Raw genomic sequence first — 14,474 nt, 5'->3', positions numbered from 1 at the left:
AACCGCGAGGGACGCATGTCGCTCGGCGCGCATCTCCTCGAGTTACGAAAGCGTCTCTTCGTCGCGTCCATCGGCATCGTGATCGGGGCCGTCGCAGGATGGTTCCTCTCAGATTTCGTGCTGGATGCGATCCGCGGCCCCATCACCGAGATCGGCGAGCAGCAGGGGCGCGTCGCCAGCATCAACTGGGACAACATCGGCGGAGCCTTCGATCTCAAGGTGCAGATCGCGCTGACGATCGGTTTCGTGGTGTCGTCGCCGGTCTGGCTCTACCAGATCTGGGCCTTCCTCGTGCCCGGCCTCACTCGCCGAGAGAAGATCTACAGCGTGGGATTCCTCGGCGCATCCATTCCCCTCTTTCTCGCCGGCTGCGTCGCCGGCTGGTACGTGCTGCCTCACATCGTCGTGCTGCTGGCAGGTTTCGCGCCATCCGAAGACACCAACCTGATCACGGCGCGCGGTTACTACGACTTCGTACTCAAGCTCGTGCTCGCTGTCGGAATCGCCTTCGTCCTTCCGGTATTCCTCGTGCTGCTCAACTTCGTGGGTGTTCTCAGCGCGTCGTCGATCATCAAGTCATGGCGCATCGCGATCCTGGCCATCGTGCTGTTCACCGCTGTCGCCACCCCGGCCGCTGATCCCACCGCCATGATCCTCCTCGCGATTCCCATGGTCATCCTGTATTTCGCGGCCTACGGAGTCGCCTGGATCCACGACTGGCGCGTCTCCCGGGCGTCAGCTCGTCTCGACACCGAATTGGCCGCCTGATGCCCGCATCCGATCCCGGCACACTCTCGCCGGCCGAACGCTATGCACGCAGCCGAGCCCGCGGGGGCAAACCGTTGCTCGACGCGTTCGCCGCTCGGATCGATTTCGGCCTCGACGCGTTTCAAATCGAGGCATGCGGTGCCCTCGAAGGCGGCGACAGCGTGCTCGTCGCGGCCCCCACGGGCGCCGGCAAGACCGTCGTCGCCGAGTTCGCCCTCTTTCTGGCGATGCAGCAGACGAGGGCGAAGGTTTTCTACACGGCTCCGATCAAGGCGCTCAGCAACCAGAAGTTCCAGGAGTTCACGGCGGAGTACGGCGCTGACAACGTGGGTCTGCTCACCGGCGACACGAACATCAACGCGTCGGCCCGCATCGTGGTGATGACCACCGAAGTGCTCCGCAATATGATCTACGCCGATTCCGACCTTCTCACCGACCTGGCCTACGTCGTCATGGACGAGGTGCACTACCTCGCCGACAGGTTCCGCGGCGCCGTGTGGGAAGAAGTGATCATCCATCTCTCCTCGGAGGTGCGACTCGTCTCACTGAGCGCGACGGTCTCGAACGCTGAGGAGTTCGGCGACTGGCTGCAGGCGGTTCGGGGTGAGACGAGCGTGATCGTGTCAGAAGAACGACCGGTGCCCCTCGATCAGCACGTCCTGGTTCGCAGCAAGCTGATCGACCTCTTCGACGCAACGGGCAAGGCCGCGACGAACCGGGTGAATCCCGAGCTTCTGCGAATCGCCCGCAATTCGATACCGCACAACCCGTCCCGACGTGGCTCGCGAGACCGGCGCGGCGGGGGCTCCTACCATCGCGGGGGCGCGGCGCAGGAACGTGCCGACCGTCCCGAGGTCATCGACATGCTCGACCGGCAGAATCTTCTGCCGGCGATCTTCTTCGTGTTCAGCAGGGTCGGATGCGACCAGGCCGTGAAGCAGGTTCTGCGGGCCGGCATCCGGCTCACCACCGCAGACGAGCGCGACGAGATCCGCGACATCGTCGAAGAGCGGTGCCGAACAATTCTCGACGAAGATCTGGCCGTGCTCGGCTACTGGGAGTGGCTCGAGGGACTGCAGCGCGGAGTCGCCGCGCATCACGCCGGCCTGTTGCCCGCCTTCAAAGAGGTCGTCGAGGAACTCTTCCAGAAGAAGCTCGCCAAGGTCGTCTTCGCCACCGAGACGTTGGCGCTCGGCATCAACATGCCCGCACGCACTGTGGTTCTCGAGAAGCTCGAGAAGTTCAACGGCGAGGCTCGTGTTCCCATCACACCGGGGGAGTACACCCAGCTGACCGGACGTGCCGGTCGACGAGGGATCGACATCGAAGGTCATTCCGTCATCCAATGGCGAGAAGGACTCGATCCCCAGGCAATGGCATCCCTCGCCTCGCGGCGTAGCTATCCGCTCAACTCGAGTTTCAGACCCACCTACAACATGGCGGTCAACCTGATCGAGCAGTTCGGCCGCGCACGCACCCGCGACAGCCTCGAGTCGTCGTTCGCACAGTTCCAGGCAGACAGGGCGGTCGTCGATCTTGCGCAGAAGCTCCGCTCCCAAGAGGAGTCGCTCGCGGCGTACGCCCGATCGATGACCTGCGAGCGGGGCGACTTTGCAGAATACGCGGCCCTGCGGCGCGAGATCACCGACCTCGAGCGCTCCGGCGCAGGTCGAGCCGACAGCCAGTCCCGGGCCGACCGCGATTCACGGGCGAAGAAGATCAACGACCTCCGTCGCCGGCTCAAGGTGCATCCCGTGCACTCGTGCCCCGACCGCGAACAGCATGCGCGCTGGGCAGAACGGTGGTGGCGGCTCAAGAAAGAGACCGACCGTCTCGCCCAGCAGATCAACACGCGAACGGGGGCGATCTCCAAGGTCTTCGATCGCGTCACCGACGTGCTCGTCGAACTCGGCTACCTCTCTGCACAGGCCGACGGCGAGATGACCTTGACTCCGACCGGGCGCACCCTCAAGCGCATCTACGGCGAACGAGACCTGCTGGTCGCCGAATGCCTGCGCCGCCAGGCCTGGGAAAACCTCGACCCGGCCGGCCTCGCCGCCATGGCGTGCTCGCTCGTCTACGAGCCCCGCCGAGAAGAGAGCGAGGGAGCAGACCGCTTCCTGCCACGCGGCACCTTCCGCGCAGCGCTCGAGGCGACCCGGCACATCCTGGATTCGATCCAGCAGCTCGAGGCGCGACACCGCTTGCCGGAGGGCTCACCCATCTCGACCGGTCTCAGCCTGGCGATGCACCAGTGGGCACGGGGCGCGCGGCTCGACGATGTACTGGTCGACGCCGACATGCAGGCGGGCGACTTCGTGCGGTGGACCAAACAGACGATCGACCTGCTCGACCAGTTGCAGGGCCAACCCGACGCGCGACTGGCTCGCACCGCGCGAGACGCTCTCGACCTCATCCGTCGCGGCATCGTGGCCTACTCCTCGGTGGCCTGAGAATGCACGTTGTGCCCTCGATTGGCGCCCGCGTGCGTCCGGTCATGCCGTTCTGGCTCGCCCTGTTGACCGCTGCGGCCGGGGGAGTGGCCCTCGACACCGGCTTCCCCGACAAGAACATCTGGCCGGTCACCTTCGTGGGCATCGGGCTCGTCCTCGTCTCGTTGATCGGCCGACGGGCGTCTGGCGCCTTTCTTGTCGGTCTGGTCGGCGGATTCTCGTTCTGGGGCGTGCATATCTTCTGGCTGACGCTGTACCTGGGGCCCATTCCTTGGCTCGCGCTGGCAATTCTGCAGTCGCTGTTCTTCGCGCTGGGCGCCGTTCTGATCGCCGTGGTCTACGGTCGTGCGCCCGGCACGTGGCCTCGAACACGCATCCGGCTTGTGATGCTGCCCGTTGTCATCGCCGGCCTGTGGACGGCCCGCGAGGCCATCACGGCTGTCTGGCCAGAGGGCGGTTTCTCGTGGGGCCGCGTCGTGTTCTCTCAATCCGAGAGCCCGTACGCATCACTCGTGGCGTGGATCGGGTTCTCGGGACTCTCGTTCGTGATGGTGTGGCTCGTTGCATTCCTCATCGAACTCGCTCGCACCCCCGCCGTGCTGGCGAAGACCCGCGCGCTCTGGGCCGCCACCGCCATCGTCGCCACCCTCGCGGTTCCCGCCTGGTATGCACCGACAGAGGGATCCTCGCGGATCGCAGCAGTGCAAGGCAACACCGACGCGTCGCTGTTCTCGGAGCGCGCGGCCGGGGATGTGTTGAGCGACCAGACGGCCGAGACCCTGAAAATCCTCGATCAGAAGGTCGACATGGTCGTCTGGCCCGAGAACGGTTCAGACCTCGACCCGGCGCGGTCGACCCTCGCCGCGAACCAGCTCGACTACCTGAGCGAGACGATGAACGCTCCCTTCGTGGTGGGCACGATCACCAATCCGTCGACGAACACCTACTTCAATACGTCTCTGCTCTGGAAGGCCGGCAGTGGCGCAGTCGACTATTACGACAAGCGGCATCCCGTGCCGTTCGCCGAGTACATGCCCGCCCGCGCCGTCTTCCGTGCCATCGTTCCCGATCTCGTCGATCTCGTGACCCGTGACTACGCCAAGGGAACGACCGACACCGTCTTCGACATCGACGGGGTGGTCGCGGGCATCTCGATTTGCTTCGACATCACCGACGATGCCGTCGCCCGTGCCATGGTCGGCGACGGCGCCGAGGTCATCCTGGCCCAGACCAACAACGCCGACTTCGGCAAGACCGACGAGAACCTGCAACAGTTGGCCATCGCGCGACTTCGTGCCATCGAGACGGGCCGCAGTGTCGTGAACATCTCGACCGTGGGCACGAGCGCGATCATCGCTCCCGACGGCGCGAGCATCGCAGCCATCCGGCCCTACGAGGCGGGTTCGATGATCGCCGACGTACCGCTCGCGAGCCAGGACAGCCCGGCAACACGCCTGGGCGGCGGCATAGAACTCGTGGCGTCTGGCCTCGGACTTGCCGGCCTGGCGCTCACCTGGGCGGCACACCCGAGTCGTCGACGGGCACAACGACAGGCGCCCCGTACCAGCTGATGCTGGTCGGGGCGCCGAATCGTGCGGGTGAACGAATTACGCGTTGACCTTCTGGCCGCGACGGGCACGGAGATAGCTGAGTCGTTCCTCGAGGAGTTCTTCGAGCTCGGCGCGGGTGCGCCGTTCGAGCAGCATGTCCCAGTGGCTTCGTGGAGTCTTGGACTCCGCGTGCTCGACGACCACAGGCTCGGACCCGACCATGCGGGTGGCCTCCATGCTGCAGTACTTGCACTCCCAGGTGTCGGGAGCCTCGGCCTCTGCGGAGAACACCATGTCGGTGTCTTTGCCGCAGGAGGAACAGTGATACGTGTGGGTCAAGCGCGGGGAGAAGACGACGCCTTCTTCTGTCTGGAGGCTTTGGCCTCCGAGTCTCATTCCGCGCAAGCTGCGATCTGCCATTGTGTGGTCCTTTCTCGCGTTGCTTACACCGTTATAAACCCCGAAACGGGGGTAATTCTTCCCGGCCGGAGCTTTACCAGAACTCTCCCAGAGATTCTGCAGGGTCACGCTCGCGGCTGCGCCGGTCCGAGTGAAGCGATGCCGCGAACGAGATCGAGAGCAAGGTCGGCCCGGTCGGTCACGATTCCGTCGACGCCGAGTTCGAGAAGACGCCGCATCTCACCGGGGTCATTGATGGTCCAGATGTGCACCTCGATGCCGCGGAGATGGAGTGCCCGGATCACTCGCGGCGTCGCGATCGTGAGGCACCCGCGCTTCGGGGGGACCTGCACCGCGTCGATGCCAGCAACGGCCCAGGGAGCAGCATCCAGAACCCCGAATTTTGCCAGGGCGAGAATGAGAGCGACGCGCGAAGCGCTGGCCGAGCTGGCCACGCCAGGAACGAGGCGTACCACCGACGCGCGCCTGCGAGACGAGAACGACGTCACGAGTACGCGATGCGTCGCCCCCGCAGCGAGCACAGCACTCGCAACCGCGGCGCCGGCACCCTGCGACTTCACGTCGATGTTGAAGCGGGTGTCAGGAAACGCGAGCAGGGCTTCGAGCAGGGTCGGCATACGATGCCCGTCGCCGAGATCCACCTTCTGCAACTCCGCGGTTGTCAGGTCGGACATCTCCGCGTCGATGCCCGCGACCCGGGCCAGACTCGGATCGTGCGCGATCATCGCGACACCGTCTTGAGATGCGTGAACGTCTGTCTCTACATACCGTGCGCCGAGCGTCACGGCCGCGCGAAACGACGCCAGGGTGTTCTCGGGCACATCGAGAGCGAGGCCCCGGTGCGCCAGGATGCGGGGCGCTTCGACCGCAAACCAGTCGGAGCCGCCGTCACGCCGACGGCGTCGTCGGACCACGGTCGCCGAATGCCTGCCCGATGCCCTTGAGGGCCTCGGTGAGTTCGCTCGGGATGATCCAGAGCTTGTTTGCGGAGCCCTCCGCGAGCTTGGGGAGAGTCTGCAGGTACTGGTACGCGAGCAGTAGCTGATCCGGCTCGCCCTGGTGGATCGCCCCGAAGACCGTGGTGATGGCCTCGGCCTCTCCCTTGGCGCGAAGCACGGCGGCCTGGGCATCTCCTTCTGCCCTGAGGATCTCACCCTGCCTGTGCCCTTCGGCCTCCAGGATGGCCGACTGCTTCGTTCCCTCGGCGGTCAGAATCACCGCTCGCCGTTCTCGCTCGGCGCGCATCTGCTTCTCCATCGAATCTTGGATGGACAGGGGAGGGTCGATGGCCTTGAGCTCGACCCGGCCGACGCGGATGCCCCACTTGCCTGTTGCTTCGTCGAGCACGATGCGGAGTTGGCCGTTGATCTCGTCACGGCTGGTGAGTGCCTGCTCGAGGTTGAGCCCGCCGACCACGTTGCGCAATGTGGTCGTTGCAAGTTGTTCAACGGCTCCGAGGTAGTTGGCGATCTCATAGGTCGCGGCGCGAGCGTCTGTGACCTGAAAGAAGACCACGGTGTCGATCGACACCACGAGGTTGTCTTCGGTGATCACCGGTTGCGGCGGGAACGAGACGACTTGCTCGCGCAGGTCGATGAGCGGGCGGAGGCGGTCGATGAACGGAATGAGGACACGCAGACCCGGCTCGAGCGTCTTGTGATACGCGCCCAGCCTTTCGACTACGCCGGCTGTCGCCTGCGGAATGATGCGAATGGATCGGGCGAGGATCACCAGCACGAAGATGACGACGACGACGACGATCGCAATCACCACGATCTGTCCGACCAGTGCGGAATCGGAGGTGGTCACAGGGCTGTCCTTTCTGTGGGGACCACGAACGCCGTGGCCCCATCGATGGCGGTGACGAGCACCCGCTGGCCGAGGTCGACATCGGCGGAGTCTGTGATCGGCGAAACCCGTGCCGTCCAGACGTCTCCGTTGGAGAGCTTCACGTGGCCACCCGCGCCCGTGAGCCGCGTCGTGACGACGCCCTCGAGGCCGATGAGCGCATCCACATTGCTCCTGGTGGGATCGCCACCGCGACGAAGGGCCCGCAACAGGGGCGGACGGATCGTGAAGATGAGCAGGAGCGAGAGCACACCGGCGATCACGATCTGCAGGAACCAGGGAACACCGACGAGGCTCGAGACGAGGCCGCCGACGCTGCCCAGGGCGATCATGAGGAAGGTGAACTCGAGACTGAACATCTCGACGATGAGAAAGACCAGCACCAGAGCCAGCCAGATGGTCCATGCGTAAGACGCCAGGAACTCAGTCATCGGTACACGACTCCTCTCGTCGCTGTATTCCTCAAAACTACCAGCAACGACAGGGTGACTGACTGTGAGTTGGTAGTCTCGGGAACCAATGTCAAAAGGAGCACCGAGCGTGTCAACAAACCCCCTGCAACCCGAATCCATGGCCGCGAAGCGCGTGCTCGTCACCGGTTCATCGCGTGGAATCGGAGCCGACACCGTGTCGTATTTCGCCGGCGCCGGTGCCCGGGTCGCCATCAACTTTCGCAATAAAGAGGCTCGGGCGCTGAAGCTGGCCGCGAAGATCGCTGAAGACGGGGGAGAGGCGATCACGGTGGGGGCCGATCTGACCGACCCGGCCTCGGTCGCCGCGCTGTTCGAGCGCATCCAGTCGCAATTCGGAGGCCTCGACGTGCTGGTGCTGAACGCATCTGGTGGCATGGAGGGCGGCATGGCCGCCGACTACGCCATGGCCCTCAACCGCGACGCGCAGCTGAACGTTCTGACAAGCGCCCTGCCTCTTCTTGCTCCCGGATCGAGGGTGGTGTTCGTCACCAGCCACCAGGCGCATTTCATCCACACGACCGAGACGATGCCGGAATACGTTCCCGTGGCCCTGTCGAAGCGAGCCGGCGAGGACGCCCTGCGCGCACTCATCCCCGAACTCGCCGATAAGGGAATCGACTTCGTGGTCGTCTCCGGCGACATGATCGAGGGCACGATCACCGCGACCCTTCTCGAGCGGGCCAATCCCGGGGCGATCAGCTCCCGCAAGGAGTCGGCCGGCCGCCTGTACAACGTCGGCGAGTTCGCCGCCGAGGTCGCCCTCGCCGCGGTCGAGCCGATCCCGGCAAACCACACCCGCTTCGTCGGCGACATCAGCGACTTCGCGCCCGCCGACTGAGACCACGAGCGGTCCGAATGAGCGAGCACGCCACCACGACCGATGTCGTGTACGCGAAGTCCCGGGTTCTCCTGGTCGATCAGTACGACGCGGTGCTTCTGCTATTGACACGACACGATGTCGACGGATATCCCGCGCGCTGGCTGACGACCGGTGGCCACCTCGAGGTGGGCGAAGACCACCCGACGGCGGCCATCCGGGAACTGTTCGAGGAGACCGGGCTCGTGATCGGCGACCCCGGCATGCCGTTCTGGACGCATGATTTCGTCGCCGAGCGGGCTCCCGGCGTCTGGGCGTCTCATCACGAGGTCTGGTATGCCGTGCGCACGCAGAGGTTCGAGCTCGACACGAGCAATTGGACGCCCGAGGAACTGGTCGACATCGTCGATCAGCGCTGGTGGAGCGTGAACGAGCTCGACGCGACAATCGAGCCCGTCGAGCCCGTCCACCTCGCGCGCCTTGTTCGGCGCCAAATCGCCACCTGCTGACCCCGCCACGACGAGAGGCCGAATCGATGAGCGCAGCCGCCGACAACCATGACCGCATCCGCGTTCAGGGCGCCCGCGAGAACAACCTGAAGAACATCAGCGTCGACATCCCGAAGCGACGGCTGACCGTATTCACCGGCGTCTCCGGATCAGGCAAGAGTTCGCTCGTCTTCGCCACCATAGCGGCCGAGTCGCAGCGCATGATCAACGAGACCTACAGCGCTTTTCTGCAGGGCCTGATGCCCGCACTCGCCCGGCCCGACGTCGACCTGCTCGAGGGAGTGACCACGGCGATCATCGTCGACCAGGAACGCATGGGCGCGAACTCCCGGTCGACCGTTGGAACGGCGACCGACGCGAACGCGATGCTGCGGATCGTCTTCAGTCGGCTCGGGCAGCCGCATCTGGGCTCGCCCCAGGCCTTCGCGTTCAACGTTCCATCGATCAGCGGCGCCGGGGCTGTCACGATGGAAAAGGGCGGGCGGGAGATCAAGGAGCGTCGCAGCTTCAGCGTCACAGGCGGCATGTGTCCACGCTGCGAGGGCATGGGCCGCGTCAACGACATCGACCTCACCCAGCTCTACGATGCGACGAAATCTCTTAACGAAGGTGCGCTCACCATCCCGGGATACACCGCAGACGGGTGGGGCGTGCGCATCTTCACGGCATCGGGATTTCTCGATGCCGACAAGCCGATCCGCGACTACTCGAAGAAAGAGCTCGGCGACTTTCTGTATCACGAGCCCACGAAAGTGAAGGTGGGCGAGATCACCATGACGTATGAGGGGCTCGTACCCAAGGTGCAGAAGGCCTTCCTGTCGAAGGACCGAGAGGCGATGCAGCCTCACATCCGCGCTTTCGTCGACCGGGCAGTCACATTCACGACCTGCCCCGAATGCTCGGGCACGCGGCTGAACGAGGGCGCGCGTTCCTCGCGTATCGGGTCGGTGAGCATCGCGGATGCCTGTTCCATGCAGATCAGCGACCTGGCCCAGTGGGTGCGCACGATCGACGAGCCGTCGGTCGCTCCTCTCTTGACCGCGCTGCGGCACTCGCTCGACTCCTTCGTCGAGATCGGGCTGGGCTACCTGTCGCTCGACAGGCCGGCGGGGACACTGTCGGGAGGCGAGGCCCAGCGCACCAAGATGATCCGGCACCTGGGTTCGTCGTTGACCGATGTCACCTACGTCTTCGATGAGCCCACGATCGGATTGCATCCCCACGACATCCAGAGCATGAATGGTCTCCTCCTCCAGCTGCGCAATAAGGGCAACACCGTTCTCGTGGTCGAGCACAAGCCGGAGACCATCGCGATCGCCGACCACGTCGTCGACCTGGGCCCACGCGCAGGAACGGCGGGCGGCAGGGTCTGCTTCGAGGGCAGCGTCGACGAGTTGCGAACCAGCGACACCCTCACCGGAAATCACCTTGACGACCGGCACACGGTGAAGAGCGCCGTGCGCCCTCGTACCGGCGTGCTCGAGATCCGTGGGGCCGACACGCACAACCTCCGTGACGTCGACGTCGACATCCCGACCGGTGTCCTCACGGTCATCACGGGCGTGGCGGGGTCGGGCAAGAGCTCGCTCATCCACGGATCGATCGCCGGGCGCGACAACGTCGTCTCGGTCGACCAGGGCGCCATCCGGGGCTCGCGTCGCAGCAATCCGGCGACGTACACCGGCCTCCTCGATCCCATTCGCAAGGCGTTCGCGAAGGCCAACGGCGTCAAGCCCGCCCTGTTCAGCGCCAACTCCGAAGGGGCGTGTCCCAACTGCAACGGATCCGGCGTGATCGTGACCGACCTCGGAATGATGGCCTCGGTCACCACGACGTGCGAGGTGTGCGAGGGACGCCGCTTCGACGCATCCGTGCTCGACTATCACCTCGCGGGCCGCGATGTCAGTGAGGTACTGGGCATGAGCGTCGACGAGAGTCTTGAGTATTTCTCGGCAGGGGAGTCGCGCACCCCGGCAGCACAGGCCATTCTGGCCAGGCTGGCAGACGTGGGCCTCGGCTACATCCGACTCGGACAGCCGTTGAACACGCTCTCAGGAGGAGAGCGTCAGCGACTCAAACTCGCGATGCACATGGCGGAGCAGGGTGGTGTCTACATCCTCGACGAACCGACCACCGGGCTTCATCTCGCCGATGTCGAGCAGCTGCTCGGACTGCTCGATCGACTCGTCGACTCAGGAAAATCGGTCATCGTGATCGAGCATCACCAGGCCGTCATGGCACACGCGGATTGGATCATCGACGTCGGTCCCGGTGCAGGACACGACGGCGGGAACGTGGTCTTCGAAGGCACACCCGCCGAGATAGTCGCGTCGCGGTCGACGCTGACAGGCGACTATCTCGCTCGGTACGTGGGCGCGTAGCGGGTGCGTGTGATTTCGAACCGGCTCCACTCCTCATAACCTACTCCGGATAACCGATAATGCACATTATGTCAACAGATGCGTTTCAGCCACGGCAGTTCAGAGCGTTCGAAGCGTATGCGATCGATATGGGACTGGCCGCCGCAGTGACCCCCGAGGCGCAAACCAGCGACTACGAGTCGGGAGTCGCCCAGATCGGTGAAGAGACGTGGCATATTCGCACGGCTCGGAACACCCCCACCAAACCGGGCGCTTTCGTCGCCTTCTGGCGGCGCGAGGCCGACGGGACGACGGCACCATTCAGGGATGACGATCCCGCCGCGGGCCTGCTTGTCTTCGTTGCCCAGCAGGGCCGGCGTGGCGTGTTTCGCTTCACGGGCGCGCAACTCGCCGAACTGGGCATCGCCTCGGGACGGAAGCCGGGCAAACGCGGGTTCCGGGTGTACCCGAGCTGGTGCGCGCACCTGAACGCTCAAGCCATGAGCACGCAACGCGCCCAGGCGGCGGCGTTCCACGAAGTGTGATGTCGGTCCGCGCCAGGCCACTGGGCAGCCGTGTCGTCGTCACGCCTCGCCGAACCCCGACTCCACGAGCTCGGCCAGGGAATCCACCGCGGCCCGGCCAGCGGGGCTCGGAGTGGACAACTCGACTGACCCGCCCTTCACGAGCCCCAGCGACATGATGCCCAGCAGGCTGCGCGCATCGGCACCGTTCACCGTGACGGGAACGCCCAGCGACAAGGCGAGCTTCACGAATTCTGCCGCCGGACGAGCGTGCAATCCATCGGGGTTCACGATGGTCACGCTGCGGGTGTAGCCCGCGCCGGCGTCATCGACGACTGGATGCGGCTGATCGCCGGCGAAGGCGCCGATCGCAGACCGGGCCGCTGACGCCACCGAGTCGAGATCGGCCCCCGACTCCGCCTCGACTGCCGCGGCGACGGCGCCCTCGACCAGAGGCGCGTCCACGATGACGACGCGGTCACGCACCTCGTCGTCGAGAAGATCCTTGGCCGTCTCTGCGGTCAGGATCGCCGAACCGAGGTCGCACAGCACCACGACCCCTGCGCCGGAATCGACCGAATCGATGGCTGCCCCGACTCGATCGAAACTCGTGCCGATGCCGCCGTCGTCCGTTCCTCCAGCGCCCTGCATCGCCGTATTCTGGGCCATCTGCTGTGCGAGCTCGACGAGCCCATCGGCGATCTTGGCGCTGTGCGACACGAAGACGAGCCCGACCTTTCCGGCAACACCCTTCATGTCAGGCGTCCGCCGCCGCGTCCGCCGCGACGCGAAGCAGCAGCGCCGAGGATTGGGCCCCCGGATCGCGGTGCCCGACGGCCCGCTCCCCCAGATAGCTGGCCCGCCCCTTGTGCGCGACGAGCGGCTCCGTGGCGCGGGCGCCCGCCTCGGCCGCCGTCGCGGCGGCGTCGAGGATCGCGGCCTCGTCGAGGCCCTGTGCCAACGCGTCCGCGGCTGCGTCGACCGCGGGGGTCCACGCATCCACCATCGTCTTGTCGCCCACCGCGGCCTTGCCCCTCAGCACCACGCCGTCACGGGCAGCCGTCAGCAGCGCGACGACGGCCGCGCCGTCGAGCTCGGGGTGACCGGCGATCGCCCCGGCCGCCTTCAGGTACGCGGTTCCGTACAGGGGGCCCGCCGCTCCCCCGACCGTCGAGATCAGGGTGGTCGCAACGAGCTTCAAGACGTCTGCGGGGGTCGCGTCGGGGGCCAGATCATCGAGCTTCGACAGAACCGCAGAGAATCCGCGGTCGAGATTCTCACCATGGTCACCGTCGCCGATGTCCCGGTCGAGTGTGATCAGTTCGACTCGGTGATCGGAGATGACGGCGGCGCTGTCCCGGATCCACCGAAGGGCCCACGCGGTATCCAACGTCATATCGCCTACCTGCCCCACCGCAGTGCCGCGGTCTCGACGGGGGCGTCCCACAGGTGTTCGAGTTCGTCATCGAGCTTCATCACGGTGATGCTCGCGCCCTGCATCTCGAGCGACGTGACGAAGCTGCCGACCAGGCTGCGACCCACGGTGATGCCGCGTTCGGCGAGAGCCTCGGCCGCCCGGCGGAAGACGATGTAGAGCTCCACCTGCGGTGTGCCTCCCAGGCCGTTGACGAACAACAGAACCCGGTCGCCCGATTCGAACGGAATATCATCGACGATGGGCGCGAGGATCCGGTCGACGATCGCGTCTGCCGGCTCAATTTTGATCCGCTCACGGCCGGGCTCCCCGTGGATGCCGATTCCGATCTCGATCTCGTCGTCGGCGAGTGTGAAGCTCGGCTCCCCCGCGTGCGGAACCACGCACGGCGTCAACGCGACACCCATCGACCGCGTGACCGAGTTGACCCGGGTCGCGATCGCCGCCACCGAGGCGAGGTCGTCGCCTCGCTCAGCGGCCGCGCCCGCGATCTTCTCTACGAGAACGGTGCCCGCGACCCCGCGACGGCCTGCAGTGTAGAGCGAGTCCTTGACCGCAACGTCATCATCGACGATCACCGTCTGCACCTCGATTCCATCGGCGGCGGCGAGGTCGGCCGCCGTCTCGAAGTTGAGCACGTCGCCCGTGTAGTTCTTGACGATGTGCAGCACACCGGCTCCCCCGTCGACGGCCTTGGTCGCCGCGACGATCGGGTCGGGGGTCGGAGAGGTGAACACCGGTCCCGGAACGGCGGCGTCGAGCATTCCGAAGCCGACGAAACCGCCGTGCAGCGGCTCGTGGCCACTTCCGCCACCGCTGACGAGGGCGACCTTGCCCTGTCGTGGCGCATCTCTGCGGGCGATGTAGATGGGGTCGTGCGAGACGACGACCAGGTCGCCGTGCGCGGCCTCGAATCCGGCGACGGCCTCTTCGACCACACGACGGGGGTCATTGATGAGTTTTTTCATGGGTGGCAATCCTTATGTGATGGTGCCGTGCGACCTGGACGCGTCACTGCGAACAGGGAGCTGAGCGGGAGCGGAGCTCGCAGTGCCAAATCTACTTGTTGGGTCGACGTGCATGGAAGAGCCGCGACATTTGCGTGCGAGATCATATGCGCCGCCGATCCGTGCGGATATGGTGTAGTCACCCGCGGATGTGGGATTTCTGCACAACGTGACACAGGCGTCACATGAAGGAAGGTCGATGTGGACAATCTCGGTGTTGTTTTTCTCTCTGAACTGGTAGGCACTGCGCTGCTGGTGCTGCTCGGCTGTGGTGTGGTGGCGAATGTCGCCCTGGTCAAGAACAAGGGCT

The 14,474-nt window shown here is 65.4% G+C and carries 14 protein-coding genes and 1 pseudogene; 8 read left to right on the top strand and 7 right to left on the bottom strand.

What is annotated here, in order from left to right:
- Positions 1-15 precede the first annotated feature (15 nt).
- The 3 genes from tatC to lnt are packed head-to-tail and all read left to right on the top strand — an operon-like array spanning position 16 to position 4,792.
- Positions 16-768: a twin-arginine translocase subunit TatC gene (gene tatC, locus ACE5CZ_RS14640; protein WP_374948081.1), complete on the top strand. Its 753-nt coding sequence runs from the start codon at positions 16-18 to the stop codon at positions 766-768.
- Positions 768-3,221: a DEAD/DEAH box helicase gene (locus tag ACE5CZ_RS14635; protein ID WP_374948058.1), complete on the top strand. Its 2,454-nt coding sequence runs from the start codon at positions 768-770 to the stop codon at positions 3,219-3,221. The genes tatC and ACE5CZ_RS14635 overlap by 1 nt, the downstream gene beginning before the upstream one ends.
- Before the next feature lie 2 nt (positions 3,222-3,223).
- Positions 3,224-4,792: an apolipoprotein N-acyltransferase gene (gene lnt, locus ACE5CZ_RS14630; protein WP_374948057.1), complete on the top strand. Its 1,569-nt coding sequence runs from the start codon at positions 3,224-3,226 to the stop codon at positions 4,790-4,792.
- A 36-nt stretch (positions 4,793-4,828) separates the two neighbouring features.
- Here the strand turns inward: lnt and ACE5CZ_RS14625 are convergent, their stop codons facing one another.
- The 4 genes from ACE5CZ_RS14625 to ACE5CZ_RS14610 all read right to left on the bottom strand — a co-directional run bounded on the left by ACE5CZ_RS14625 (position 4,829) and on the right by ACE5CZ_RS14610 (position 7,470).
- Positions 4,829-5,191 (bottom strand): RNA polymerase-binding protein RbpA, encoded by a 363-nt coding sequence (locus tag ACE5CZ_RS14625; protein ID WP_055928551.1) that lies wholly within the window; start codon positions 5,189-5,191, stop codon positions 4,829-4,831.
- 104 nt (positions 5,192-5,295) lie between these two features.
- The gene (locus tag ACE5CZ_RS14620; protein ID WP_374948056.1) at positions 5,296-6,105 is read right to left on the bottom strand and encodes a glycerophosphodiester phosphodiesterase family protein; all 810 of its coding nucleotides are present in this window, start codon (positions 6,103-6,105) and stop codon (positions 5,296-5,298) included.
- Positions 6,080-7,000, bottom strand: coding sequence for an SPFH domain-containing protein (locus ACE5CZ_RS14615; RefSeq protein WP_374948055.1), 921 nt, complete (start codon positions 6,998-7,000; stop codon positions 6,080-6,082). Before ACE5CZ_RS14615 ends, ACE5CZ_RS14620 begins: the two co-directional genes overlap by 26 nt.
- Complete coding sequence (locus tag ACE5CZ_RS14610) at positions 6,997-7,470, bottom strand: NfeD family protein (protein WP_374948054.1); 474 nt, start codon at positions 7,468-7,470, stop codon at positions 6,997-6,999. Before ACE5CZ_RS14610 ends, ACE5CZ_RS14615 begins: the two co-directional genes overlap by 4 nt.
- 139 nt (positions 7,471-7,609) lie before the next feature.
- On the opposite strand from ACE5CZ_RS14610, the gene ACE5CZ_RS14605 reads away from it, so the two are divergent.
- The 4 genes from ACE5CZ_RS14605 to ACE5CZ_RS14590 all read left to right on the top strand — a co-directional run bounded on the left by ACE5CZ_RS14605 (position 7,610) and on the right by ACE5CZ_RS14590 (position 11,743).
- Positions 7,610-8,350, top strand: a complete 741-nt coding sequence (locus ACE5CZ_RS14605; protein ID WP_374948080.1) for an SDR family oxidoreductase — start codon at positions 7,610-7,612, stop codon at positions 8,348-8,350.
- 17 nt (positions 8,351-8,367) lie between these two features.
- On the top strand, positions 8,368-8,838 hold the full coding sequence (locus ACE5CZ_RS14600; protein ID WP_374948053.1) for an NUDIX hydrolase: 471 nt from the start codon (positions 8,368-8,370) through the stop codon (positions 8,836-8,838).
- Positions 8,839-8,864: 26 nt separating this feature from the next.
- Entirely contained in the window at positions 8,865-11,219 is a 2,355-nt protein-coding gene (locus ACE5CZ_RS14595) for an ATP-binding cassette domain-containing protein (RefSeq protein WP_374948052.1), read from the top strand.
- 68 nt (positions 11,220-11,287) lie between these two features.
- The gene (locus tag ACE5CZ_RS14590; RefSeq protein WP_374948051.1) at positions 11,288-11,743 is read left to right on the top strand and encodes a MepB family protein; all 456 of its coding nucleotides are present in this window, start codon (positions 11,288-11,290) and stop codon (positions 11,741-11,743) included.
- Positions 11,744-11,782: 39 nt separating this feature from the next.
- On the opposite strand, the gene dhaM is transcribed toward ACE5CZ_RS14590, so the two are convergent.
- Genes dhaM through dhaK form a run of 3 tightly spaced genes read right to left on the bottom strand, consistent with a single transcriptional unit; the run spans position 11,783 to position 14,125 of the window.
- Complete coding sequence (gene dhaM, locus ACE5CZ_RS14585) at positions 11,783-12,478, bottom strand: dihydroxyacetone kinase phosphoryl donor subunit DhaM (protein ID WP_374948050.1); 696 nt, start codon at positions 12,476-12,478, stop codon at positions 11,783-11,785.
- A gap of 1 nt (position 12,479) precedes the next feature.
- Positions 12,480-13,118 (bottom strand): dihydroxyacetone kinase subunit DhaL, encoded by a 639-nt coding sequence (dhaL, locus tag ACE5CZ_RS14580; RefSeq protein WP_374948049.1) that lies wholly within the window; start codon positions 13,116-13,118, stop codon positions 12,480-12,482.
- Positions 13,119-13,123: 5 nt separating this feature from the next.
- The gene (gene dhaK, locus ACE5CZ_RS14575) at positions 13,124-14,125 is read right to left on the bottom strand and encodes a dihydroxyacetone kinase subunit DhaK (protein ID WP_374948048.1); all 1,002 of its coding nucleotides are present in this window, start codon (positions 14,123-14,125) and stop codon (positions 13,124-13,126) included.
- A 240-nt stretch (positions 14,126-14,365) separates the two neighbouring features.
- Between dhaK and ACE5CZ_RS14570 the strand changes: the two are divergent.
- Positions 14,366-14,474 (top strand): annotated as a pseudogene (locus tag ACE5CZ_RS14570) (aquaporin family protein); the annotation flags it as partial.

This window comes from Agreia sp., from assembly GCF_964263775.1.
Lineage (GTDB): Bacteria > Actinomycetota > Actinomycetes > Actinomycetales > Microbacteriaceae > Agreia.
This window is presented reverse-complemented; position numbering and strand designations above follow the sequence as displayed.